The 23,914-nt window shown below is 48.3% G+C and carries 16 protein-coding genes; 8 read left to right on the top strand and 8 right to left on the bottom strand.

Features of this window, described 5'->3' with window-relative positions; genetic code table 11:
* Positions 1-85: 85 nt before the first annotated feature.
* Positions 86-697 (bottom strand): nucleotide exchange factor GrpE, encoded by a 612-nt coding sequence (grpE, locus tag CF168_RS06330; RefSeq protein ID WP_089067342.1) that lies wholly within the window; start codon positions 695-697, stop codon positions 86-88.
* 99 nt (positions 698-796) lie between these two features.
* On the opposite strand from grpE, the gene nadK reads away from it, so the two are divergent.
* From nadK to CF168_RS06300, 6 genes are all read left to right on the top strand, one after another.
* Complete coding sequence (nadK, locus tag CF168_RS06325; protein WP_084789193.1) at positions 797-1,675, top strand: NAD(+) kinase; 879 nt, start codon at positions 797-799, stop codon at positions 1,673-1,675.
* Between the two features lie 748 nt (positions 1,676-2,423).
* Positions 2,424-4,067 (top strand): L-lactate permease, encoded by a 1,644-nt coding sequence (locus CF168_RS06320; RefSeq protein ID WP_089067341.1) that lies wholly within the window; start codon positions 2,424-2,426, stop codon positions 4,065-4,067.
* Between the two features lie 62 nt (positions 4,068-4,129).
* Entirely contained in the window at positions 4,130-6,934 is a 2,805-nt protein-coding gene (locus CF168_RS06315) for an FAD-binding and (Fe-S)-binding domain-containing protein (protein ID WP_089067340.1), read from the top strand.
* A gap of 302 nt (positions 6,935-7,236) precedes the next feature.
* Positions 7,237-7,980, top strand: a complete 744-nt coding sequence (locus CF168_RS06310; protein WP_089067339.1) for a (Fe-S)-binding protein — start codon at positions 7,237-7,239, stop codon at positions 7,978-7,980.
* A gap of 10 nt (positions 7,981-7,990) precedes the next feature.
* Positions 7,991-9,385, top strand: coding sequence for a lactate utilization protein B (locus CF168_RS06305; protein ID WP_089067338.1), 1,395 nt, complete (start codon positions 7,991-7,993; stop codon positions 9,383-9,385).
* Between the two features lies 1 nt (position 9,386).
* Positions 9,387-9,956, top strand: a complete 570-nt coding sequence (locus tag CF168_RS06300) for a LutC/YkgG family protein (protein ID WP_086902303.1) — start codon at positions 9,387-9,389, stop codon at positions 9,954-9,956.
* Between the two features lie 186 nt (positions 9,957-10,142).
* Here the strand turns inward: CF168_RS06300 and CF168_RS06295 are convergent, their stop codons facing one another.
* From CF168_RS06295 to CF168_RS06285, 3 genes are all read right to left on the bottom strand, one after another.
* Positions 10,143-10,847: an endonuclease NucS domain-containing protein gene (locus CF168_RS06295; RefSeq protein WP_089067337.1), complete on the bottom strand. Its 705-nt coding sequence runs from the start codon at positions 10,845-10,847 to the stop codon at positions 10,143-10,145.
* A gap of 244 nt (positions 10,848-11,091) precedes the next feature.
* Positions 11,092-12,603, bottom strand: coding sequence for a BAR domain-like protein A BdpA (gene bdpA, locus CF168_RS06290; RefSeq protein WP_089067336.1), 1,512 nt, complete (start codon positions 12,601-12,603; stop codon positions 11,092-11,094).
* Positions 12,604-12,832: 229 nt separating this feature from the next.
* Positions 12,833-14,185, bottom strand: coding sequence for an MATE family efflux transporter (locus CF168_RS06285; RefSeq protein ID WP_089067335.1), 1,353 nt, complete (start codon positions 14,183-14,185; stop codon positions 12,833-12,835).
* A gap of 418 nt (positions 14,186-14,603) precedes the next feature.
* Here CF168_RS06285 and CF168_RS06280 point away from each other — a divergent pair, with 418 nt between their 5' ends.
* On the top strand, positions 14,604-16,148 hold the full coding sequence (locus CF168_RS06280; protein WP_089067334.1) for an MFS transporter: 1,545 nt from the start codon (positions 14,604-14,606) through the stop codon (positions 16,146-16,148).
* Between the two features lie 131 nt (positions 16,149-16,279).
* Here the strand turns inward: CF168_RS06280 and CF168_RS06275 are convergent, their stop codons facing one another.
* Positions 16,280-16,801: a DUF3087 domain-containing protein gene (locus CF168_RS06275; protein WP_089067333.1), complete on the bottom strand. Its 522-nt coding sequence runs from the start codon at positions 16,799-16,801 to the stop codon at positions 16,280-16,282.
* Between the two features lie 335 nt (positions 16,802-17,136).
* Between CF168_RS06275 and CF168_RS06270 the strand changes: the two genes are divergently transcribed.
* A complete protein-coding gene (locus CF168_RS06270; protein ID WP_089067332.1) occupies positions 17,137-17,913 on the top strand; it encodes a substrate-binding periplasmic protein in 777 nt (258 codons plus the stop codon).
* 37 nt (positions 17,914-17,950) lie between these two features.
* Here CF168_RS06270 and CF168_RS06265 read toward each other — a convergent pair whose 3' ends face one another.
* The 3 genes from CF168_RS06265 to CF168_RS06255 all read right to left on the bottom strand — a co-directional run bounded on the left by CF168_RS06265 (position 17,951) and on the right by CF168_RS06255 (position 23,816).
* Positions 17,951-19,048: a CobW family GTP-binding protein gene (locus CF168_RS06265; protein ID WP_089067331.1), complete on the bottom strand. Its 1,098-nt coding sequence runs from the start codon at positions 19,046-19,048 to the stop codon at positions 17,951-17,953.
* 123 nt (positions 19,049-19,171) lie between these two features.
* On the bottom strand, positions 19,172-20,557 hold the full coding sequence (locus CF168_RS06260) for a DEAD/DEAH box helicase (RefSeq protein WP_089067330.1): 1,386 nt from the start codon (positions 20,555-20,557) through the stop codon (positions 19,172-19,174).
* A gap of 229 nt (positions 20,558-20,786) precedes the next feature.
* A complete protein-coding gene (locus CF168_RS06255; protein ID WP_089067329.1) occupies positions 20,787-23,816 on the bottom strand; it encodes an EAL domain-containing protein in 3,030 nt (1,009 codons plus the stop codon).
* Positions 23,817-23,914: the final 98 nt, after the last annotated feature.

Here is a 23,914-nt window from a genome sequence, read left to right as displayed (position 1 = left end):
CGATTAACAGTAAATAGAAAAACAACAGACAAATAAAAAGGACTGCATCGGCAGTCCTTTTTATTAGTTAGCGCTAAGCGTTAGCTTAGGCTTCAATGTTGATTTCTTGGCTAGGGCCGCCCTGTGACACCATCACCATGGCAGGACGCAGTAAACGGCTGTTTAGCTCATAACCCTTTTGCATCACTAACATCACAGTATTGGCTGGATACTCAGCACTTGGCTGCATACCAATGGCTTGATGTTGGTCTGGGTTGAAGGCTTGACCCTGTGGATCGATAGGTTTTACCCCAAACTTAGCCACGGCGGCTAAGAAGCTCTTTTGCGTGAGCTCAACACCTTCGAACAATGCTTTGGTGGTTTCATCCTGCGGATTAGTACCTTGCAGTGCACGTTCCATATTGTCTAACACTGGCAGTAATTCGTTGGCGAATTTTTCCAATGCAAATTTGTTAGCCTTTTCCACATCCATCGCCGCACGGCGACGAATGTTGTCTACTTCGGCAGCAGCACGGATAACTGAATCTTTTTGCTCTTCAACTTTCGCCAAAGCGTCAGCGAGTAACTGTTCCAGCTCTTCAATACGGAAATTGGCTTGGGTAAGCTCGTCAATCAGACTCGCTTCTTCGGTAGAAACTTCAGACTCTACACCCTCTTGGATCAGATCCTGTTCTGCTTTAATCGACTCGTTGCTCATTTTCACTCCAGCTAAAAATGCTTTGTTTCTAAATACTCTGGGCATATTATGGGGATCAATTTTGACGTTTCAAGGCCTAAGGCCAGATCTAGCATAAATATGACCACAAAGTTCCACACTATTGGCCTGATTGGCAAGCCACACCACCCAGGGACAAATCAAACCCTCAAACGTCTGCACCACTGGCTGACGGTGCAAGGGTATGAAGTCCTCGTGGAAGAGCGTGTTGCCAGCGAGTTAGGGACAAATATCGTCGCGGTCGATTTGTTAGAGATTGGCGCACGCTGCGATTTAGCCATAGTCGTGGGTGGTGATGGCAATATGCTCGGTGCAGCCAGAGTGCTAGCGCGCTTCGATGTAGGCGTTATTGGGGTAAACCGTGGCAATCTCGGCTTTTTAACGGATTTACCGCCCGATGCCTTTGAAGAAGCCCTCGCCAAAGTGCTCGATGGGGAATTTGATACCGAACACCGCTTTTTACTCGAGGCCGAGGTCTATCGCCATGGCATGTTAAAAGCGAGCAATACCGCCGTTAATGAAGCGGTACTCCATCCGGGTAAAATTGCCCATATGATTGAATTTGAAGTCTATATAGACAACCAATTCATGTACAGCCAACGCGCCGACGGCATGATAGTGTCAACCCCGACGGGATCGACCGCCTATGCCCTGTCGGCAGGTGGCGCCATTCTGACCCCCAATTTACAGGCATTAATCTTAGTGCCTATGTTCCCGCATACACTGTCGTGTCGCCCCATAGTGGTCGATGCCTGCAGCACCATTAAGATGGTCGTCTCCCCTGAAAATGGCGAAAATCTTGAAGTAAGTTGTGATGGCCACGTGCATTTAGCCGTCTTACCCGGCGATGAAATCATAGTGCGCCGCAGCTCTGAGCAGCTCAGGCTTATCCACCCTAAAGGCCATAATTACTTCCATGTGTTACGCAGTAAGCTCGGCTGGGGCAGTAAGCTGTTTTAAGCCCACATTAGGCGAGGCATAATGGCCGCAACGGCTCGCCATCATTAGTCACTCAAGTTTATCTCCACACCAGCTGTTAACAGAATGCTGTGTTGCGGCTGCGCGGCTGTAAACAGCTTTATTAACCGTTATTAAATTTCAGATTAAAACAAAATTCATTAAGTGATATTCATCACGCGAAATTTAGTCATCACTAAAATTTGATCTTGCTCTCAATATTTCCTGCGGTGCAAAACTCAATAAAAATCTATTAATTCATTATCTTACTCAATTCAGTTTAGCGGAGTGATTTTTACCGCCACATAAAAATGAGAGATGAGTCACATCTTAATATTGTCTTAAAAATCCATTAAGTACTCATTAATGAAATAAATGGATCAGTTAATTGCAATACTGATAGCTAATTTAGCGGATATCTCGATTTTTATAACCTTAAGGAATAGAAATCAGTGAATCATCCCATTATCGAAATATAAAAAACCACCTTCGAGTGACATGGATCACAGTTAGGAAAATCCTATGAGAGAAGCCTCCCGCAGCACTGTAAATTAGCATTTTATACAGCAGTCAAAATGATCTAGATCATATTAGTTAAGCCCCGAATAGCGTCTAGTACACACCACAGAATGTTGTGACTCTTGGCATTGGCAGTTGAAACTGCTGATTTATCCGCCGAGGGTTAAACAGGAAAACACTAGCAAGATCCAAATATAAATAATAAGACAGACCACTTTATGTAGAGGCAAGCATGACAATACTTCAACTCCTCGCCAGCTTGACGCCAGTAATCAGTGTAATGATCTTTCTCGTATTACTCAGAATGCCAGCGTCCAAAGCTATGCCCATCTCCATGGTAATCACAGCGCTTGCCGCCGTGTTTATTTGGCAAATGGATACCACGCTGTTAGCCGCATCGGTTCTCGAAGGACTGCTGTCAGCCATCACCCCCTTAACCATCATCTTCGGCGCGGTATTCCTGCTCAACACCCTGAAATACTCAGGGGCCATGGATACCATCCGCGCGGGTTTCACTAACATCAGTGCCGATGCCCGTGTGCAAGTGATTATTATCTGTTGGTTATTCGGTGCCTTTATTGAAGGTAGTGCGGGCTTTGGAACGCCAGCCGCGATTGGTGCGCCGCTGCTGGTATTGCTGGGGGTTCCGCCCGTTGCCGCCGCCGTTGTGGCGCTGATTGCCGACTCGGCCTGCGTATCCTTCGGTGCGATTGGTTTACCCGTGCTATTTGGTATGGAGCAAGGTTTAACCCAAGGTGGTGTAAGCTTGGCGGCTGAGCAGTTTGCAGCCCATGGCGGAAGCTACGTTGGCTATGCTCGCTTTATCGTAATGCATATGATCACTATCGACTTAATCACAGGTACCTTAATCCCGCTAGTCATGGTGACCATACTGACAGGATTCTTTGGCCGTAATAAGTCATTTAAAGAAGGTTTAGCGATTTGGAAGTTTGCGATTTTCGCGGGTCTTGCCTTTACCGTTCCCGCTTGGATTATCAACTACCTTGCAGGTCCTGAATTCCCATCTGTTATCGGTTCATTGGTGGGTATGGCCTTAGTTATCCCCGTTGCTCGTAAAGGATACTTACTGCCAAAAACGCCTTGGAATGACTTTGCTGAAAATGATAGCCAAGAAGGCGCGAAAATTGAGACTACCGCTAAGTTCTCCCAAATCGCCGCTTGGACACCTTATATCATCATGGCAGCGCTATTAGTGTTATCACGTACGGTTGCGCCACTCAAAGCCTGGTTATCCAGTTTCAACATCAGCTGGACAGGCCTAATGGGCACTGAGCTAAAAGCCAGCTTTGCGACCCTGTACGCACCAGGCGCCTTCTTCGTGGCCGTGTGTATCTTAGGTTTCTTCCTGTTCAAGATGAAAAGCCCAGCGATTAAGCAATCTATCGGCGTGTCATGCAAGTCGATGTTACCGACTATCATCTCATTAGGCGCATCCGTGCCTATGGTGAAAATCTTCTTAAACTCAGGCGTTAATGGTGCAGGTCTTGCGTCTATGCCAGTCGCCTTAGCCGATATGTTAGGCCAATCTATGGGAGCTGTGTGGGCATGGATGGCACCGATTGTGGGGATCTTCGGCGCCTTCCTTTCAGGCTCGGCGACCTTCTCCAACATGATGTTCTCCAGCCTACAATACAGTGTGGCCGACAACATTGGCATGAACCATACACTGGTGTTAGCACTACAAGGTATCGGTGCAAACGCCGGTAACATGATGTGTGTGATGAACGTCGTAGCCGCCGCGACCGTTGTAGGTATGGCGGGCAGAGAATCAGAAATTATTCGTAAAACTATGCCTGTGGCGATTGGTTATGCGCTACTTGCAGGCACCATCGCAACTCTTTGGGGTGGCTTCTAAGCCAATCTAAACCTAAGGCCGCTTGGCGGCCTTAGTCATTTTTAGCGTTGAGAGAGTAACTTATGTCTATTAATTATGACGCTGTTTATAAAGAGCTTATTCAACAACTCGGTGAGTCAGCCGTCTCAAATGACCCTGTGCGCCGCTTTGCGTGGTCTACTGACGCCAGTTATTTCCGTATCGTGCCTGAAATTGTGGTTCACGCGGATAACCTCGAACAGGCCAAGCAGACCTTAGCCATCGCCCGTGCCCATAAAGTGCCAGTAACCTTCCGTGCGGCGGGTACCAGTCTATCGGGCCAAGCCATTGGCGAAGGGATTTTATTGATCTTGGGCCACGACGGTTTTAGAACCATTGAAATCAGTTCCGACAGCAATAAGATCACCTTAGGCGCGGCGGTGATTGGTGCCGATGCCAACGCGGCGCTCAAGCCTCTCAATAAGAAAATAGGCCCCGATCCGGCGACCCTTGCCTCGGCCATGGTCGGCGGTATTGTGTCTAACAACGCCTCGGGTATGTGCTGTGGTACGGCGCAAAACAGTTACCAGACCATCGCCTCGGCTAAACTGCTGTTTGCCGATGGTACCGAGCTCAACACAGGTTGCGATAAGTCTAAGGCCGCCTTTACCCAAAGCCACGGCGAGTTGCTCGACTCACTGGCCTCACTGGCTAAATTAACCCGCAGCAATGACGTGCTCGCGCAGCGTATTCGCAAAAAATACTCCATCAAAAACACTACGGGTTATAGCATCAATGCTCTAGTGGATTTTGAAGACCCGTTCGATCTGATTAACCACTTGATCGTTGGCGCCGAGGGCACCTTAGCCTTTGTCGAAGAAGTCACTTACCACACGGTCGATGAAGCCAAATTTAAAGCCTCGGCTATGGCGGTATTTTTCAATATGGTGGATGCGGCAAGTGCCATTCCACCGATTATTGGCGATAGCGTTGCCGCCGCCGAATTACTCGACTGGGCATCCATCAAGGCCGTCACCGGTAAAAAAGGCATGCCAGATTGGCTCAATGAACTGCCAGAAGGCGCGGCAATTCTATTGATTGAGTCCCGCGCTAACGATGCCCAAACCTTAGAAAGCTATACCCAAGATGTGATTGCCAAACTCGCGCACATCAAAACCGAGCGTCCAATTAGCTTCAGTAGCGACGCCAATGTGTACAGCAAATACTGGGCAATGCGCTCTGGTCTGTTCCCGATTATTGGTGGTGAGCGACCAAAAGGCAGCTCAGTCATCATCGAAGACGTGGCCTTTAACGTCGAACATTTAGCCGCGGCCGCCGCCGATTTAACCGAGCTATTCCATAAGCACGGCTATCCCGAAGGCGTGATTTACGGCCATGCGCTGGCGGGTAACTTCCACTTTATTATCACCCCGACCTTCGCCTCCCAAGCCGACATCGAGCGCTTCCAAGGCTTTATGCAAGATGTGGCCGAGATGGTGATCCATAAATACGATGGTTCGATGAAGGCCGAGCACGGCACTGGCCGCGCCGTTGCACCTTTCGTTGAAATGGAATGGGGCGCAGATGCTTACACCCTCATGAAACGCATCAAGCATATCTTCGATCCAGAAGGCCTGCTCAACCCCGGCGTTATCTTAAACGACGACAGCACAGTGCACGTGAAAAACATCAAGCCTTGCCCTGTTGTCGATGATTTTGTCGATAAGTGTATCGAGTGTGGTTTCTGCGAAAAAACCTGCCCGACTTCGGCACTGAACTTCTCGCCACGTCAGCGGATCGCCACCCTGCGTGAAATCGAGCGCTTAGAGCAATCTGGCGATAAAGCCGCCGCCGATAAAATGCGTGCCGATGCCAAGTATGATGTGATTGATACCTGCGCGGCTTGTCAGCTCTGTACTATTGCCTGCCCAGTCGATAACAGCATGGGTCAGTTAGTCCGTAAGCTACGCACACCCTATATCAGCACCACTGAGCAAAAAGTGTTGGATTTCCAAGCCAAACACTTTGGCGCCGTCAACCAAGTGATCAGCACAGGCTTTGACGTATTGGGAGTCATCCATAAAATCACCGGCGATGGTATCACCAACGCGCTGATGAAAACTGGCCGTTTACTCTCCAAAGAAGTGCCCTATTGGAATCCAGACTTCCCCAAAGGTGGCAAATTGCCTAAACCATCACCAGCCAAAGCGGGCCAAGAAACTGTGGTTTACTTCCCCGCCTGCGGTGGCCGCACCTTTGGTCCAACACCTAAGGATCCCGATAATCGCACCTTGCCAGAGGTGGTTGTCACCCTGCTCGAGCGTGCGGGCTATAACGTTATTACCCCAGAGAAGACCCGCGATTTATGCTGCGGCCAAATGTGGGAATCTAAAGGCGACTTTAAAAACGCCGACGCCAAACGCCAAGAGCTTATCGATGTGGTCAGCAAGATGAGTAATGGCGGCAAAATCCCAGTATTAGTCGATGCCCTGTCTTGTACCTACCGTACCCTCACGGGTAACCCTCAGGTGCAAATCACCGACTTAGTTGAGTTTATGCACGACAAGCTGCTGGATAAGCTGAGCATCAACAAAAAGGTCAATGTGGCTCTGCACTTAGGTTGTAGCGCTCGTAAGATGAAGTTAGAGCCTAAGATGCAAGCCATTGCCGATGCTTGTTCGAGCCAAGTGCTCAAACCTGCGGGCATTGACTGCTGTGGTTATGCCGGTGAAAAAGGCCTGTATAAGCCAGAAATCAACGCCAGCGCCCTGCGTAATATCAAAAAGCTCATTCCTGTCGAGATCAAGGAAGGCTATTACGCCAACCGTATGTGTGAGGTCGGCTTAACGCAGCACAGTGGCATTTCCTACCGCCACTTAGCGTATCTGCTCGAAGAGTGCAGCCGCTAAAAAGTACTCAACGGGGCTAGAAATGGCCCCGTTTTTTTATCAGAAGAAAACTATTCTCATTTATCGTTAAACACTATTAACCAGCGAGGTAAATCACAAAACAAAAATCATATTTAACAGATTAAAATCAACACATTAAAATATTCTCATTTTTGCAAAAATCAACAAGATCATTTACTAAATTAGCGCTACTTATTTACTTAAGATAAGCCTATATTTGATCAACTACCTTAGCATTTGTGTGGACTTTGGGGTCACAGTGCAAGGCAATGTCGTTCACTAACAAGAAAGAGAAAAACACAATGAAAATCGCTCTTTTCATCCCGTGTCTCGTTAACCAAATGATGCCAGGCGTGGCGATTGCCACCCTGGAATTACTGGAAAAACTCGGACACCAAGTGATTCTACCCGCAGGCCAAACATGCTGTGGCCAACCTATGACCAACTCGGGTTGCTTCGATGCAGCACGCAGTACTACCTTGAAATTACTCAATGCTTTCAAGGGTGTGGAATGTGATGCCATTGTTTGCCCTGCCGCGTCTTGTTTAGTGGCCGCCAAAGAAAACTTCCACGAGTTTGACAATAGCCCAGAAGCCCAAGCCGTTATCGACAAACTCTATGAGCTGACCGAGTTCCTCCACGATGTCGCCCCGATCCCTGCCTTCAACAAGCCGTTTTCCCATAAGATCAGCCTGCAACTAAGCTGTCACGGTATTCGCATGTTGAGCCTTGCCACACCAAGTGAGCAAATGGGCCCACGATTCAACAAAGTAGAAGCCGTACTCGCCAACATCGCCGGAATCGACATTGTCTATCCAGACCGTCGCGACGAATGCTGTGGCTTTGGTGGGACTTTTGCCGTCGACGAAGGCGCAGTATCGGCCAAGATGGGTAAAGACAAGGCTCAAGCCCACGCGGCAACAGGCGCGCAATATGTGGTTGGCTTCGACCCTTCATGCCTATTACACCTCGATGGCATGATCCGCAGACAACAATTGCCAATTGAAATTCGCCACATAGCGCAAGTACTTAACGCCGCGCTCTAGGAGACCCACTATGGCATATCAACATAATCACGAGACAACGGGTTCACAGGTTCACGCCCACAAGGCCGATATTTTCTGCCGTGATGAAACCCGTGTTGACTGGCACTCTAAGGCCCTTTGGGTGCTGCGGGAAAAACGTGACCGCGCCGCAGGCAGCTTACCCGAGTGGGAACAACTGCGTCAGTTAGGCTCCGAAATCAAACTGCATACCTTAACTAATCTTGCGCAATATCTTGAAACCTTTGAGCAAAATTGCCTAGCAAACGGTATCAAAGTCCACTGGGCAAAAGATGGCGCAGAGCACAACCGTATCGTACACGGCATCTTAGCCAGCCATCAGGTGAAGAAGTTAGTTAAGTCAAAATCCATGCTGACCGAGGAATGTCACCTCAATCCTTACTTAGAGCAACACGGGATTGAAGTTATCGACACCGACTTGGGCGAGCGTATTATTCAGCTCGCAAAAATGCCGCCTTCGCACATTGTGGTGCCCGCCATCCACATGAAGAAAGAAGAAGTGGGCGATCTGTTCCATGACAAATTAGGCACTAAAGCGGGCGAGTCCGATCCACTCTATTTGACCCGCGCCGCCCGTGCCCACCTGCGTGAGCAATTCCTCAGCGCCGATGCCGCCATGACAGGGGTAAACATGGCGATTGCCGACAAGGGCGCCGTGGTTGTTTGTACTAACGAAGGTAACGCCGACATGGGGGCAAACTTACCCAAGTTGCAGTTGCATTCAATGGGTATCGACAAAATTGTCCCCGATATCGACAGCGCCGCCGTGTTACTGCGCACCCTCGCCCGTAACGCGACTGGTCAGCCCGTCACCACCTATAGCGCTTTCTACCGTGGACCACAGGTCGATGGTGAGATGCACGTGATCATCGTCGATAACGGCCGCACTGAGATGCTCAAGGATAAAATCCTTGCCGAATCTCTAAAATGTATTCGCTGCGGTGGCTGTCTAAATACTTGTCCTGTGTATCGCCGCTCCGGTGGTTACAGCTACAACTACACCATCCCAGGCCCGATTGGGATTGCCGTGGGTGCCAAGAGCGATGACACTAACTCCATCGCTTGGGCTTGTACCTTGTGTGGTAGCTGTACCTATGTTTGCCCGACTAAAGTACCGCTCGATAAGATAATTTTCCACCACAGACGCCTAAAGGCCGAAGCCGGAAAACTCCCTTACGGCAAAAACAGTTATATGCCTTTAGTGGGTAAATTTATGGCAAGCCCGACCATGCTCAATTGCTCAATGGGCGCGGCCCGTACCGCACTGCGCATTCTGCCGGGCAGTCTGCTCAAGCCATTTAGCGGCGCTTGGGGTAAATACCGTGAACTGCCCGTCGCCCCCAACTCCAGCTTCGAAGCTTGGTTTAAGAAACACAGGAGCCTATAAGATGTCTAGTAAGCACGAAATTCTCAATGCGCTCAAACTGTCGGCTTTAACAAACCATCCTATGCCAAGCATCGATGTCGCCCCGCGGGTGGAAGATCTGGTTGGTCAGTTTGAAACCAATCTTAAAACCGTGGCCGGCACACTGCACCGCGAAGGCGGACTCACGGCACTGCAAGCCAAAGTGGATGAGCTTGTCGCCCAAGGCTTGCAGGTTATCTCCCTCGTTGAAGGCATCACGGCAAACCGTGATGTGCCACCAACGGCACACGAGCTTAGGGATATCGATTATGCGGTCATTCCAGGGGATGTTGGCGTTGCCGAAAATGGTGCCATTTGGGTCAACAACAAAAACCTCGGCCACAGGGTCACGCCTTTTATCTGTGAAAACCTCATATTAGCGCTACCTAGCACTAAGATTGTGCCGAACATGCATCAAGCCGCCAAGGACATTACCTTAGATGCCGGTGAGTTTGGTGTATTTATCGCGGGCCCCTCAAAAACCGCCGATATCGAGCAAGCCCTCGTCGTCGGCGCCCACGGTGCCTGTAGCTTAAATGTGTATCTGGTTTAATTGCTAGCGCACTAAACCTTTAAAAGCCGCCTTAACTGGCGGCTTTTTATTGGATTGCATGATTTGGGACAAAAATCGTATTAAGTAATTAGCTATACAGGTGAATTTCGCATAAAAATTTTCTACGGGATAACCTCGACTAAAATGACAGCCCAAAGTGCCGCCCAGTTTTAAGTTATAGTAAAGTCAAGCCCTCTCAACAGAGAATTGTAATTTATATACTGCTAATTCAACACCTGGAGCTCGTTGTATTGCAATTTTCAATTCATTACTAATTTCATTTGAAATTATTATCCCTCGTGATGGGCCTAAACCCAAATTTTTATCTACCCACGCCATGTAATAAAGGATTTGTCCTAAAACCTTTTCTTTTCCATAATCTCGTTTCAGTTCGATAATTACAGGGCTATTATTTTTATCCACAGCTAATAAATCTATTCTACCGGAGTCTATTCTAAACTCTACACCATTTATTCCATCTAGCTCGTAGAGCCGTAATCCAGGCTCAATTTTATCTAGGTTTTTGGCAAGAAAATCTCGCAAATGATTTTCTAATGCAAAGGTTAAATTTTCTTCAGATTCAATTTGCTCTTCATCTGCTAGATCTTCTGTCTTGTCTAGAAACTGCTCGTAATCTAGTTTTAATTTGTATAAAAACTCTAACTGTTTTTTCCCTTCATTTTCAAATCCAATGGGCCAATAACGAGTCATAAATTCATCAAGAAGATCGTGTGTTTTTAATAATTCAATCAAATATGCTCGTCTAACACTTGTTTCATAATTTCTTTCCCATTTTTGAATAGTCATCGACCGTATTGATATGGCCGCTTCTTCTAAATCATGCTCTTTCGCATAAACGTATGCATGCTTATTTGGAAATGTTGTTCTCATTTGTTTATCTCAATAAATTAACGTCTGCATATACTAGTGGCTTGCAGCAGATCGTAACAATAAATCTAGCCACTCATTTTAAATCAAGTAGATAATACACTTTCTGTGTGCATACAACACTGTCAGATTAACATGGCCGATTAAACGTTCACTTCAGTAAATTACGCATATAAAAATGACAGAGAAAAATTCTTTCTCCGCCATTTTTATGAAAAAGCTCAATCTGTGTCTCTACAACAAGCCGCTACATAAAGGCTTTCGTAAAGGCTTCCTTCGATTGGCGAATATAGTTGCGTGCACTTTGGGCATGTTGTTCCCATACTGCCCTATCGCTTGGGTCGGTGAAGGGGTTTTGTTCGGCGGCAATCGAGCGCTCGAAGCGATCGTAGAAGGTTAACATCGCCGAAGTGATTTGATTGAAACGCTCTTTAAACTCCTGAAACTCATCCATTTTTTCAGTGGTTTTAATCATGTACTGTACTAATTCAGCATTGCTATTTGCGGCTAATAAGGCATCGGCCTTGGCGCTGATATTGGCATTCACGTCGGCCATAATCTGCGCCCGCGTTTGCTCATCTTTGCTCATCACCTTGCTGTAATTTTCGGGTGTGCGGGCAATGCTGGCATGTTGCAGGTAGCTACGCAGATGCTTATCTAAATCCTTACGGAACGTATCTAAGTTCTTCTGCATACTGACTAAATCGTTATCGAGCGCCGTAACCTGTTGTAGTTCTTTCTCGATTTCAGCCATAAAACGCTCGGCCTGCTGATAAATCTTAAGGCCATTTTCCTCGGCAAACTTTTTATCACTGCGGCTTAAGTCGCTGTTGTCATAGTTTGAGCGGTCAAAGGTGGCCGCGAGGAAGGATTTAAAGGGTTCGGCAAATGCCGAATAAGCACCCGCACTCACCACATTTAAAGTGGCGGTGGCTAAGTCACCAAAGGGCTTAACCATAGAGCCTAAACGCGCCTGTTGGATCGGCGATGCCACACGCTTAGCATCGGTTAATACCGACCTAAAGGTGTTATAACCCAATGGGTTAGACATTTTATTACGTTCAGAGGTCGCCAACACAAAGGTGATACTCGAATAAATCGCATTGGAATATTCGAGGTACTGTCTTTGGCTTTCGAGCTGGGCGGCGTAGTTTTTACCTAGGGTTCTAAAGGACTCGGCCTGAACCTCGTAGTTTTTGTCTTCTTTAAGCTTATCTAAAATGCCACCAATGATTTTTTGCTCGTTCTTTTGCAGTGCGATATCGAGGCGAATTTTATCTAGGGTTAAGTCATCCAAACTAATGGGGCCATTAATGGCTTCGATATCGAGGCGAATATATTGGCGGCTCGGATCGTCAATCGACACCCTGTGGGCCAAATATTCGGTAGTTGCTGGGGTGATATCAATCAGCGCCACATGCTGCCACTGGGCATCCAGTTTTAATACCGGCGATGTGAGTACATTAATCCGATATTGGGTTTGGATATTTTGGGTCTTGACCCAAAACTCCAATAGGCCCGCTTCGGAGACAGGGAATTTACTGACGATACTGCTATTGCCTTCGGCACATAACAATGCGCTCTCACCACTGTGGGGCTCTGCGCCCTCAAATTGGCAGCCCATGATCCAAGACCAAGGTTGGGATAAGCGGTTACCCTCAAAATCGCTAGCAAACACTAGCTCATTATCCTTGGCACTGGCATTAACACTGGTTAACACGCCAAACAACAGCATAGAGATGACTGCAGCGGTGCGCATAAGAGCCTCATAAAACATAAATAACAAACGACGAGCCTGAAAAAGGCCCAGAATTCTATCCTATCCGCACGCTTTTACCGTCAGTCGGCAGCCGTATTTTAGTGATAAAAAACACGCTAAAAACTGCGCTAAATTTAAGCTGGGATTAAACCAGCGAAATGTAACAGAGCGCATGCCGACACGCCAGTACTAAGTCGGTTTCAAAGGTAAAGATAATGCGTAAACAACATCAGACTTTAGCGTTCACTTGGAGCCGCCCCATCGCGATAAACATCCAAATCACCAGCATAGTGCTACAGGTCGCGAGCGACACCCACACGCCAATCACACCAAAGGCCCAAGCAAAACAATAGATAATGGCGGCGATAAGCAGCAGTTTCGCCCCAGTGAGTATCGATGCCTGCTTAGAACAATTAATCGCTTGGAAGAAACTGGCGCCCACAAGAATCAAGCCTTCCATAGGTAAGCCCCAGAAATACCAGCGCATTCCTTCAATCGCGACCGGCGTTAAGCTTGGGTTGTCACCGGCAAACAGGTACACCAACCATTCGGGGCGGGAATAAATCAACACTAAGCCGAGTGCGGCGGTGAGTAGGGTCATGCCAAAGGCGATATTGCGTGCCTGCTTAACCCTGTCGAAGCGCCCTGCCCCCGCATTAAAGCTGTAAATTGGTTGAGTACCGAGGGCAATGCCTTCAAAAATCAGATAGAAAAACGCTTCGGTGTAACTCACAACCCCGTATGCCGCCACATGCAGAGGGCCACCGACCCATAAAAATGCGGTGTTATGCAGGGTCAATACAATCGACAAATACAGGTTCATCAAAAAGCTTGGCAGGCCGACACGGGCAATATTGAGGCAGTTGTCGAGCTTTAGCTTCATCTGCTCAAGATTAATTTTGAGCTGTGTGCGCACCCCAAAGAAATGCTGCAGGCAGAGTAAACCAGTCACGGCCTGGGACAACATGGTGGCAATCGCCGCCCCGGCCAAGCCGAAGGGAAACACCACAATAAACAGCCAATCTAAAAAGGTGTTCAGCACACCACCTAAAATCAGCACAAAGGTCACCATAGATGGGCGACCGTCGTTACGCAGCAAGGTGGTGAATGCCATTGAAATAATAGGGAAATGACATAAGGCAAAATACCAGAACAGGTATTCGTTAGCGTTTTCGAGTATCTCCCCCTCTGCGCCGAGGGCAATTAAAATATCCCGAGAAAAGATCCCGCCGACTAAGGCAAAAAATACCCCCGCCAGTAAACACAAGCTAAAGGCGTTGCCGAGCAACTTGCGCGCCTTGGCGACATTACCTTGCCCTAAGTTAATCGAGACTAACGCCGCGCTACCCATGCCTATCATGGCGCCAACGGCATAGAGAATCGCGCCCACGGGATAGGCCAACATCATGCCCGCCAATCCAGTTTCACCGAGATAATGACCAACGAAGATACCATCAATGGTGACATACACCCCAGTCACCAGCATGGAGGCGATCGTTGGAATGGTGTAGCGCCAAAAAAGCTTTGAAATCGGCTCTTGCAGCAGGCGTTGGTCCGTTGCGGCAGCGGAAATAGCAGTCATAACCTAATCTCACAAAAATAAAGGCGGGCGCGCACTCAGCTTGTTCTGGCGGTATTACACAGAGAAATAATGGATGAACAAAAATGCGGCAGTGGATTGTACCTAAATTTTACCTTAATACCAATCGCGTTTAACGGGAGAAACTTGTAACAAAAACTAATCATCACAATACCTTACTGCTAGCACATATTTATTCCGTGATTGCAACAAGCAAGCATCACTTAATAACAGATGTGGTGAAAGTCATCATTTTTCACTACTTTTTTGGTATTTAACCCTTAATTAGGTAAAGTGTAGGCTTAAATTGCCCGAAATCGGTTAATTATTACGGCGTTATTTGCCCAAGCAATTGCGTTAACCATTTAATTAATAATGAATTAGTGAAATTAAATTCAATAACAATAATAAAGGGAAGGACATGAGTCACAGCAGTCCAAATGCAGAGAATGATCTGCGCGAAGTCAAGCAGTTAGGCATGTGGGCCTCGATCACTAGCCTAAGTTATATTTTTTGGTTAGTGGGCGGTATGGAGCTGGTCGAGCGTATCGCCTATTACGGTGTCAAAGCCAGTGCGGGCTTATACGCCAAAGCCCCCGAGTCGGCGGGCGGTCTGGGGATCAGCCTCAGCGACTATGGCATCATTATCTCGCTCTGGGCCATTATGCAGACCTTTGTGCCCGTGTTTACCGGCGGGATTTCCGATAGGGTCGGTTACAAGGAAACAATTTTCGGCTCAACCGTGATTAAAATCATGGGCTACCTGACCATGGCGTTTTTCCCCACCTTTTGGGGCTTCTTATCGGGGGCACTGTTACTCGCCATCGGCACTGGGATATTTAAACCCGGTATTCAAGGCACTTTAGTGCTCTCCACCAATCGCAATAACACCTCCATGGCCTGGGGGATATTTTATCAAGTCGTGAATATCGGTGGCTTCTTAGGGCCATTGGTTGCCGTGCATATGCGCCAGCTTTCTTGGGATAATGTGTTTTATGCCTGCGCCGCGATTATCTCGCTAAACTTCTTGTTCCTATTGACGTATACCGAGCCGGGCAAGGCCGAGCGCGTTGCACGCAATCAGCAAATTAAATCCGGCGAAATTAAGCAAGAAGCGCTCTGGCGCGACGCTTGGCATGAGCTTAAAAAACCTATCGTGATTTATTACATGCTAGTGTTTTCAGGCTTTTGGTTCCTCTTTAATGCCCTGTTTGACGTACTGCCTATTCATATTTCGGAGTGGGTCGATACCAGCGTGATTGTGACGAGTCTGTTTGGCAGCGAAGGTACCAGCAACGGCATTTTACAGTTCTGGCTCGGCTTAAATAACGAAGGCACTAAGGTGATGCCAGAAGGCATGCTGAACCTCAACGCCGGCCTGATTATGACCAGCTGCTTTTTAATTGCCGCGCTGACCGCCAAATACCGCATCACCACGGCGATGCTGATTGGCTGTTTACTCAGTATCTTGGCCTTTGTGTTTATCGGCGCCTTCCATGCCGCCTGGTTTATTGTGCTCGCCATTGCCATGTTCTCTATCGGCGAGATGATGATAAGCCCGAAGAAGAACGAATTTATGGGTAACATAGCTCCCGAAGGTAAAAAAGCCATGTACCTTGGCTTTGTGATGCTACCGCAAGGAATTGGTTGGGGCTTAGAAGGTTATTTTGGCCCTAAACTCTATGAAATTTTCGCCTCTAAAGAGTTGTTCTCACGCGAGTTATTACTCGAGCGCGGCATGAGTTCAACGGATGTGAATGCCATCCCGCAGGGTGAAGCCTTTACCACCTTAGTCAGCTTTACTGGCGAAAACGCCCACGACCTGACTCAGCAGCTCTACCACAGCCACAATATCGGTATGGCTTGGTATATTATCGCCGCGATCGGCACCATTTCGGCTGTAGGGATTTATATCTATGGTAAGTGGTTACTGTCGCTGCAACGGGCGCAGCAAGCAGCGCACTAATGGTTCAAGATCTATAGGGGCGCAATATGAGGCGTAAGTTCTCGCCCCAATAGACTTATATAAAAAGTAAGTTCTAAAAAAGTGAGTGTGTAGGCACTCACTTTTTTATTGGATGCTTGGCACCAATTCCACTAAAAGCCCGCTAACAGCGCTACTTCGAATTGCTCGGCCGACAGGGTTAATCCCAAGTTGTTGCACTGCTCTTGCAGTTGATTTAATTCCTTATCGACGCTGGATAAGGTCAAGGTATTATCATCGAGCAGATAGACTTGGCGTAAACTGGTGAAGTAAAACAGCAATGTAATCAACGCATTTACATCATTACTCGCCGCAGCAGCTCGGATCTTATTCAGCTTACGGTAAATGCGATTTTGCAGCTGCTTTAACTGCCACACGTAATAAATCTCTTTAAAAAAGGGCTGAGTCTTAAGCTGATACACTATGGCGCTACAAAGCAACACCGCCAGAATCACCCCGAGTAGATTCCAATGAAAATTCCCCGTCGGCTCACCGGGCACGGCCTCTACGCCAAAAAGCGCAATCAATCCCGCCCCAAAGCTTAGGGATAACACAATCAAGCCTAATACCAAGGCCACCATAAACAGGTTCATATTGCTGCGGTAAATCGTTTTATCTACTTGCTGTAACTTCATCGGCTCACTTCTTATCGAAAAAACGCATGACGGCGCAGCATACCTCAGATTGCTTGAATCTGCCTGAATATCCGCGTCTTTCATCTATAGCCAACTCAATGTGATACAAATTGAAACAGGCTTAGCCAGATAAGCAAAATAAGTAAAACATCCATAAATTTAGCCGCTTATCTTCCTTTTAAAGAAACACTCTTATCCCGTATAGTCACTTTGCAAACTGCGAGTAAGCATAAAAATCGGTGTACAATTTGCCAGTATTGAGGAAAAAGAACATTTACCTAATAACTACCTCAAAATTGAACTAAATTCCTATAGTCGTCATAAAGGAACCGTCAATGGCATGTAAAAGAGTGCTTATCGCTTGCAGCCTTTTTATTCTCTCGAGCCTGTGCCCACCCGCACAGGCGGAGGAGCTGCTTGCCGTAGGTACCTCGTTTAGCCAGATTTTTGAACAAAATGCCAAGGGCGAATACAACGGCTTAGCTGTAGATATTCTGAATCGCTTTGCCGAACGCCAAAAAGTGACGATTCACTATCAACTTGCACCCTGGCGCCGCGCCCAATCTATGGTCGAACGAGGGCAAGCGGATATCCTAATTGGCCCCTACATTTCAGAAGCTCGTCAGAAAGTCTTAGCCTTTTCGTCCCTCGCCTTTTACCGTGACGACATTGTCTTTTACGCCAGAACCCATCATCCCACGCCTTGGGATGGCAATTATGCTAGTATCCGTGGTCTAAGAATTGGTAAAATGCAGGGTTGGAGTTACGGCTATCTGTTTAATGAGCGCACTAAGTCGCTCACCATCAATGAATTTGCCGATCTTAAGAGTGGTATAGAGCGCTTATCCCGTGGGGATCTCGATCTGCTCGCCAGTAATATCCGCAACACTGAGTCACTACTGGCGCAAATCAAGCTTCCACAGAACATCGTGCCACTTTCGCCCGCGATTGATACTCAAGATGGCTTTATGGCTTTTCCCAAATACGCCCAATTTCAACCGCTTCTGGATAGTTTTGATCTGTTTCTGCAGGACATGGTGCAAAGTGGTGAATTAGCAAACCTCGCCAAGGCGAGGGGCGTGTCTATCCCAGATACTATGCTGACCGAGTAGCATAACGCCCTACTGCAGATAACATGGCGCACTTAGCCTAGCGCGCTAAACAGCCCAACAAACCTTGCTCAATCTCATCCCAATTGAGCGCTTGGGTCGCGATCATTTCTAAGCGTGAATCGAGACTATCGTCCAGCTCAGTCACCGCCATATCGCCATCACTCCAATTGATCCCGGCAATACCATCGCTGGTGATCATCACAGCTTTTAGCCGTAAAAGTGCAGAATGGCCTTGAGTCTGCGCCGAGATAAACTGCATGAGTTTATCAAAATCAAACTCTTGCATTGGCTCAACAACCCAGCCGTAGCTAAAGCAGCCTTCACCCTGATTGTGCTTCCGCACTAGGCCGCGCGCATCGAATTGAAAGGTTTGCTCGCTCGCATCCTCGGCAAAAACGCCCTGCAACCCTAAGCTGTCGCGAGTATTTCGCAAAAGACTTGCGGATGTTGTCACGGGACGAAAAGCGGCGGATTTGCCATTCGTGGCATTTTGACGCCGTGGCTGTTTAAGGCCGTCGAGCAAGGCTTCGGATAATCCCTTTGTCGCACAGTGTTCAATCACACGGGTATCACTCAGCTGTAACTCATTCAAATATTGGTTTAAGTCGTCCGCCAAGTGCCCGCCCGCTGCCGCTTCAAACTCGGGGTATAAATCGGTTTTCGTGGTAACTATCATATCGGCGACGTGCAACTGCTGGATAAAATTGTCGTGCCCACGGTAGCGTTCATCCCGTAATTTGCGGGCATCGATAAGGCATAAAGTGCTCTGCAAACTGATGACATTTTGATAATGGGGCGCGCTGAGCACTTTGATAATCTCGTTGGGGTGCCCAAGCCCCGTCGGCTCAATCAGCAATCTATCAGGCTTAGCACGGACAATCAGTTGATTAATGGCGACTTGAGTCGGTACACCTGCGGCGCAGCACATGCAGCCCCCCGCCACCTCACGAATTTGCACACCGCTGTCGCTGGCATCCATCAACCCAGCGTCAATCCCGACTTCGCCAAACTCATTCACTAATACCGCCCAGGTTTCGCCTTCAGGTTTGGTCTTAAGCAGCTGTTTAATAAGGCTAGTTTTTCCTACGCCTAAAAAACCTGTGATGATATTGGTGGGAATGGCTTTGATTATCATGGACGACACTCTCATGGCAACGAACTGAATTGAGGGCACTCGAGTGTAGGGATTATCCCTTTAAAGCTCAACAAAAAGCGCGCCAATGGCGCGCTGATAAATGGATAAACCGATACAGAGGGATTATTTACCCTTTTGAGTATTCGGCTTATTTTTAGCATATTTCCCTTCACGGGCTGGCGATTTACGCGCCCGCGCTTGGCTTTCGCTCGATTGACCGAATCCGGCGTTGCCACCAAAGCCACCCTTGCCCCTCGCACCATTAGCTTTAGTGCCATTGGCGCCCGCGCCTTTAGCCCCCGTATTGCGACTGCTCTTGTAATTCCATTTAGCGGTCTTAGTGGTTGCCGTCGGCGCCTCACGGTAACGCGCAGGCAGCGGTGTGCCTTCCTCGTAACCGGGCTGTACCGTCACTGGCAGGGTTTGGCCAATCAAGGCCTCAATCTCAGCCAGCATCTCATCATCTGCTGGAGACACAAATGATATCGCGCGACCCGAGAGTCCCGCACGGCCGGTGCGGCCAATTCGGTGAACATAGTCTTCCGCAAGGAATGGCAATTCGAGGTTAATCACTAAGGGCAGCGCCTGAATATCTAAGCCGCGCGCCGCCACATCGGTCGCCACCAGCACTCGCAATTTGCCCGCTTTGAAATCATCTAGCACACGATTACGTGCGCCTTGGGTTTTATCGCCGTGGAATACGCCCGAGCTGATCCCATCGAGGGTGAGTTCCTGCAATAGATGTTCGGCGCATTCCTTAGTGCTGGCAAACACCAGCACCTGACGCCAATTGTTGCGCCCGACAAGCTCTGACAATAATTCGGCCTTGCGGCGTTTATCGACTCGATAGACCAGCTGCTCAACCGTGGATGCCGTGGTATTTTCGGCCACATTGACCCACTCGGGTTGATTGAGCATCTTATGGGAAAGCTGCTTGACCGCATCGCTGTAGGTGGCTGAAAACAACATGGTTTGATGCTCAGTGGCGATAAGGCGTTTTACCTTTTCAATGTCGCGCACAAAGCCTAAATCGAGCATGCGGTCCGCTTCGTCGATCACTAAGGTGGTCACACTCGAGAGATCTAAATGGAACTGGCCAATAATGTCGAAGAGTCGCCCCGGCGTCGCAACCAGAATATCCACGCCCTGCTCTACCCCTTTACGCTGGGGATTCATATTCGCGCCGCCATAAACAGCTAAGGTTTTCAGGGGTAAAAACTGACTGTATTTCTGAATGTTAGCGCAAACTTGAATCGCCAGTTCCCGGGTCGGCGTCATCACCAACGCCCTAAGCAAAGGCTTATCATTTGGCTGCTTTGACAGTTGCTCAAGCAGGGGTAAGGCAAAGGATGCGGTTTTGCCCGTGCCCGTTTGAGCGCAGGCCATAATGTCTTTTCCTTCGAGCGCGAGGGGGATTACCTGCTGCTGCACTTGCGTGAGCTGCTGATAGCCACACTCAGTTATCGCATTCAAAATAGGGGAAGATAAGCCGAGTGTGTCAAATTTCATAAAAGCTCTTTTTGTGAGTGCGAAGTGTTAATGCAAAACCGATAAATACAGCTTGGTTCCATAAAGTGCGACGTCGTTAGCAGGCTTTATCAAGCACTACTCTGATTAACTGCCATTCGAATCAGACGCCATATGCCCTTTACGGGGCCGCGGAGTCTAGCAAAATTTGCGACGCATTTATAGGCAAAAGATGGGCATCAACTCAAGCCGGCGTTAACGCCACCCTCGCCTAAGCCTCTTTAACCAAATGCTGACGCGCAAATTCGCTGGCACTCACAGGCTTAGAAAATAAATAGCCTTGGCCATAGTCGCAGCCCGCATTGAGCAGCACTTGGCGCTGCGCCTCGGTTTCGACCCCTTCGGCGATCACTTTCATCCCGAGTTTATGGGCCATAACGATAATCGCCTCGCACAGGGTTTGGTCACTTTCATCTGTGTCGATATTGCGGGTAAAAGATTGATCGATTTTTAAATAATCGATATCGAACTTCTTCAAATACGCCAAGGAGGAATAACCCGTACCAAAGTCGTCCAAGGAGACTTGTACGCCCGCGTCCCGATAGGCCAAGAGTTTTTCGGTCACGCCCATACTGGCATCGAGGAGTAATCCTTCGGTGATCTCGACGCACACCCCTGTGCCTGTCACATCCAATTCCTGCAGTAACTCGAGCCAATTGTGCAGCAACGTGCCTTCATCGCGAAACTGGATGGGTGATTTGTTGACACTGATTTGAATTTCAACTCCAAGTGTTTTACGCCACTGAGCGCTTTGGCGCGCCGCCTGCTCAAAGACCCAGTTGCCAATCTCGACAATCAGCCCGGTATCTTCGGCGACGGGAATAAATTCCGCAGGGGAAACATAACCCCGCTCTGGGTGGAACCAACGCAATAGCGCTTCGGCCTTAAGCACCTCGCCCGTGGTCATGGTCACTATCGGCTGGTAGTGCAGTTCAAATTCTTTATTCACCACGGCCTGGCGCAAATCTTGGATTAAGCGCATCCGATATTTGGCGTATTCCTGCATCGAAGGGGTGAAGTAATTGAAACGATTGCGGCCCTGATCTTTCGCCGCATACATGGCCTGATCCGCATGTTTGAGCAAGCCTTCAATGCTAGTCGCATCATCGGGATAAAGGGTGATGCCAATACTGGCGCTGATATAGGCGGTTTCCTCACCCAGCACATAGGGCTCAGCAATGCGGCGTAAAATGTGTTCGGCGACCCGCTCAATGCCCTTGTGATCCTCCATGGCGCTGAGCACCACAGTAAACTCATCCCCACCGAGACGAGCCACCACATCGGTATCCCGCACACAGGATTTTAAGCGACTGGCGGTTTCAATCAGCAATAGATCCCCCATGGCATGACCAAGGGTGTCGTTCACTTCTTTAAAGTAATCCAGATCGAGGAACATCAAGGCAAAGTGATTGCGATTGCGGTCAGCACTCTTGATTTCGGCGCTTAAATATTCGAGCAACATGCGCCGATTCGGCAAGCCCGTGAGCGTGTCGTAGTTGGCCTGTTTCCAGATCAAATGCTCGCTCTGTTTTTTATCTGTGATATCGGAAAACAGCGCCACACGGCGATAGGGTTGGCCATCTTTATCTTTGATGGTGTTGATGGTGAGCCAAATAACGTACTCTTCGTTGTTCTTACGTCGCTGACGCATTTCCCCCTGCCACTCGCCTTTTTCGCGGATTTCATTATTCATCTCGGTATAAAAGCCGTGACCGTTGAGATCGCAGTAGAGCATGCGAATATGCTGGCCGCGAATTTCTGACTCGCTGTAACCCGTAATAGCGGTAAAGGCGGCGTTGACTGTGATGATAATGCCGGTTTCATCGAGCACGCTCATGGCCTCTGAGCTGTTGTCATACACCAGTGCAGACAGCTTTAAGGATTCTTCGATGAGCTTGGCCTCGGTGATGTCCGTATAGGTACCACACATTCTTAAGGCATTGTTATTGGCATCACGGCTCACCACTTTGCCCGTATCTAAAATCCAGCGAATATCGCGGTTGAGGGTTTTTAAGCGATATTCCATCTTATGCTGCGGCGTTTCTCCGCGAATATGGGCCTCGATGGAGTGCAGCACCTTGGGCCTATCTTCAGCAACAATCGAGTCCATCCATTGACGGCTATTGGCATTGAGCATGTCAATATCGCAACCTAGGATATCGGCGCTGCGGGCGTTACGCTCGATATGGTCATTACGGATATCCCAGTCCCAAACACCCAAGTCGCTACTGCTTAACACCAATTCAAGTTGCTCACGACTGGCGAGCACTTCCCTATCGGCCAGGGTCTGTGCAGTGACATCCAAATAACCCGCAATCACCAATAACACATTATGATTCGCGCGCTTACAGGCAACCGTCATATGGGTATATACAATCGAATTATCTTTTGCGATAAAGCGTTTATCCATCTCATAGTTATCAATTTTGCCCGCGAGCATGAGTTCAAACTTGACGATATCAGCCTCGACATCATCGGGATGGGTGAGCTGTTTCCAGGTCATATGCAGCAACTCATCCTCTGAGTATTTCAGCATCTGACACAGCCTTGGATTCACCTTGATCCACTTTTGGTCAACGCCGGTAATAGCAATCCCTATGTTGCCGACGTTAAATTGGCTGCGGAATAAAAAATCATCCTGCAAACGGATCTGCTCGTCACGCTCCAGCTCAAAACGGCGGGACAGCAAACGGCTCAGTAGCCAAGTCGCGAGGGGATAAATGGTTAGCACGGGCAGCATGATTTTTTGCAACACGGGAATGGCAATCTTGTCCGGCAGCAAAAAGAACCACAACAACATAACGATGTGGACAACAAAGGCAAAACTGAAGATTTCTCTGCCCGAGATATTGGCAAGGTAAGATTTACGCTGTTGACGCCAGAGTACGCCAATCAAGCCCGAGGACATAATCACGCCTAATCCCACCCACATGGCGGCGCCGCCAATACTGTAACGATAAATTCCGGTGATAATCACCGCCACCGCAGTAGGCAAACCACCAAAAAAGAGGCCGGTAACACATAAGAGCACAGAGCGAGTGTCGAAGATAATGCCGGGTTCGTACATCCATGGGGTACTCATAATCGTGACGCCTATGCCACCTATGAGTAATCCGATCCCCAGCCGCCACAGAAGAAAATACTGCCGCTGATGCTTTTTAGGAATCGCATCGTACAAAAATACCAAGGCGAGCAGTAACGCCGCATTTTGTACTAAGGGTAAGAAAATGCTTTTATCCATGGATGTGGAAGCAACTCCAAAATGAGGGAACGGATTATCTTACGAAAACTCTCCCTCACAAGTGTAGCAGAATTGCTTACAAATCATGATCTAATTAC

The sequence above is a fragment of the Shewanella bicestrii genome (assembly GCF_002216875.1).
GTDB classification, from domain to species: Bacteria; Pseudomonadota; Gammaproteobacteria; order Enterobacterales; family Shewanellaceae; genus Shewanella; species Shewanella seohaensis.
The sequence above is the reverse complement of the archived record's forward strand: the minus strand, read 5'-3'. Positions and strand labels throughout refer to the sequence as shown.

Bases quoted from the DNA above. Each gene is read 5' to 3' on its own strand.
- grpE (WP_089067342.1), bottom strand. From the start codon at position 697: ATGAGCAACGAGTCGATTAAAGCAGAACAGGATCTGATCCAAGAGGGT.
- nadK (WP_084789193.1), top strand. From the start codon at position 797: ATGACCACAAAGTTCCACACTATTGGCCTGATTGGCAAGCCACACCAC.
- CF168_RS06320 (WP_089067341.1), top strand. From the start codon at position 2,424: ATGACAATACTTCAACTCCTCGCCAGCTTGACGCCAGTAATCAGTGTA.
- CF168_RS06315 (WP_089067340.1), top strand. From the start codon at position 4,130: ATGTCTATTAATTATGACGCTGTTTATAAAGAGCTTATTCAACAACTC.
- CF168_RS06310 (WP_089067339.1), top strand. From the start codon at position 7,237: ATGAAAATCGCTCTTTTCATCCCGTGTCTCGTTAACCAAATGATGCCA.
- CF168_RS06305 (WP_089067338.1), top strand. From the start codon at position 7,991: ATGGCATATCAACATAATCACGAGACAACGGGTTCACAGGTTCACGCC.
- CF168_RS06300 (WP_086902303.1), top strand. From the start codon at position 9,387: ATGTCTAGTAAGCACGAAATTCTCAATGCGCTCAAACTGTCGGCTTTA.
- CF168_RS06295 (WP_089067337.1), bottom strand. From the start codon at position 10,847: ATGAGAACAACATTTCCAAATAAGCATGCATACGTTTATGCGAAAGAG.
- bdpA (WP_089067336.1), bottom strand. From the start codon at position 12,603: ATGCGCACCGCTGCAGTCATCTCTATGCTGTTGTTTGGCGTGTTAACC.
- CF168_RS06285 (WP_089067335.1), bottom strand. From the start codon at position 14,185: ATGACTGCTATTTCCGCTGCCGCAACGGACCAACGCCTGCTGCAAGAG.
- CF168_RS06280 (WP_089067334.1), top strand. From the start codon at position 14,604: ATGAGTCACAGCAGTCCAAATGCAGAGAATGATCTGCGCGAAGTCAAG.
- CF168_RS06275 (WP_089067333.1), bottom strand. From the start codon at position 16,801: ATGAAGTTACAGCAAGTAGATAAAACGATTTACCGCAGCAATATGAAC.
- CF168_RS06270 (WP_089067332.1), top strand. From the start codon at position 17,137: ATGGCATGTAAAAGAGTGCTTATCGCTTGCAGCCTTTTTATTCTCTCG.
- CF168_RS06265 (WP_089067331.1), bottom strand. From the start codon at position 19,048: ATGATAATCAAAGCCATTCCCACCAATATCATCACAGGTTTTTTAGGC.
- CF168_RS06260 (WP_089067330.1), bottom strand. From the start codon at position 20,557: ATGAAATTTGACACACTCGGCTTATCTTCCCCTATTTTGAATGCGATA.
- CF168_RS06255 (WP_089067329.1), bottom strand. From the start codon at position 23,816: ATGGATAAAAGCATTTTCTTACCCTTAGTACAAAATGCGGCGTTACTG.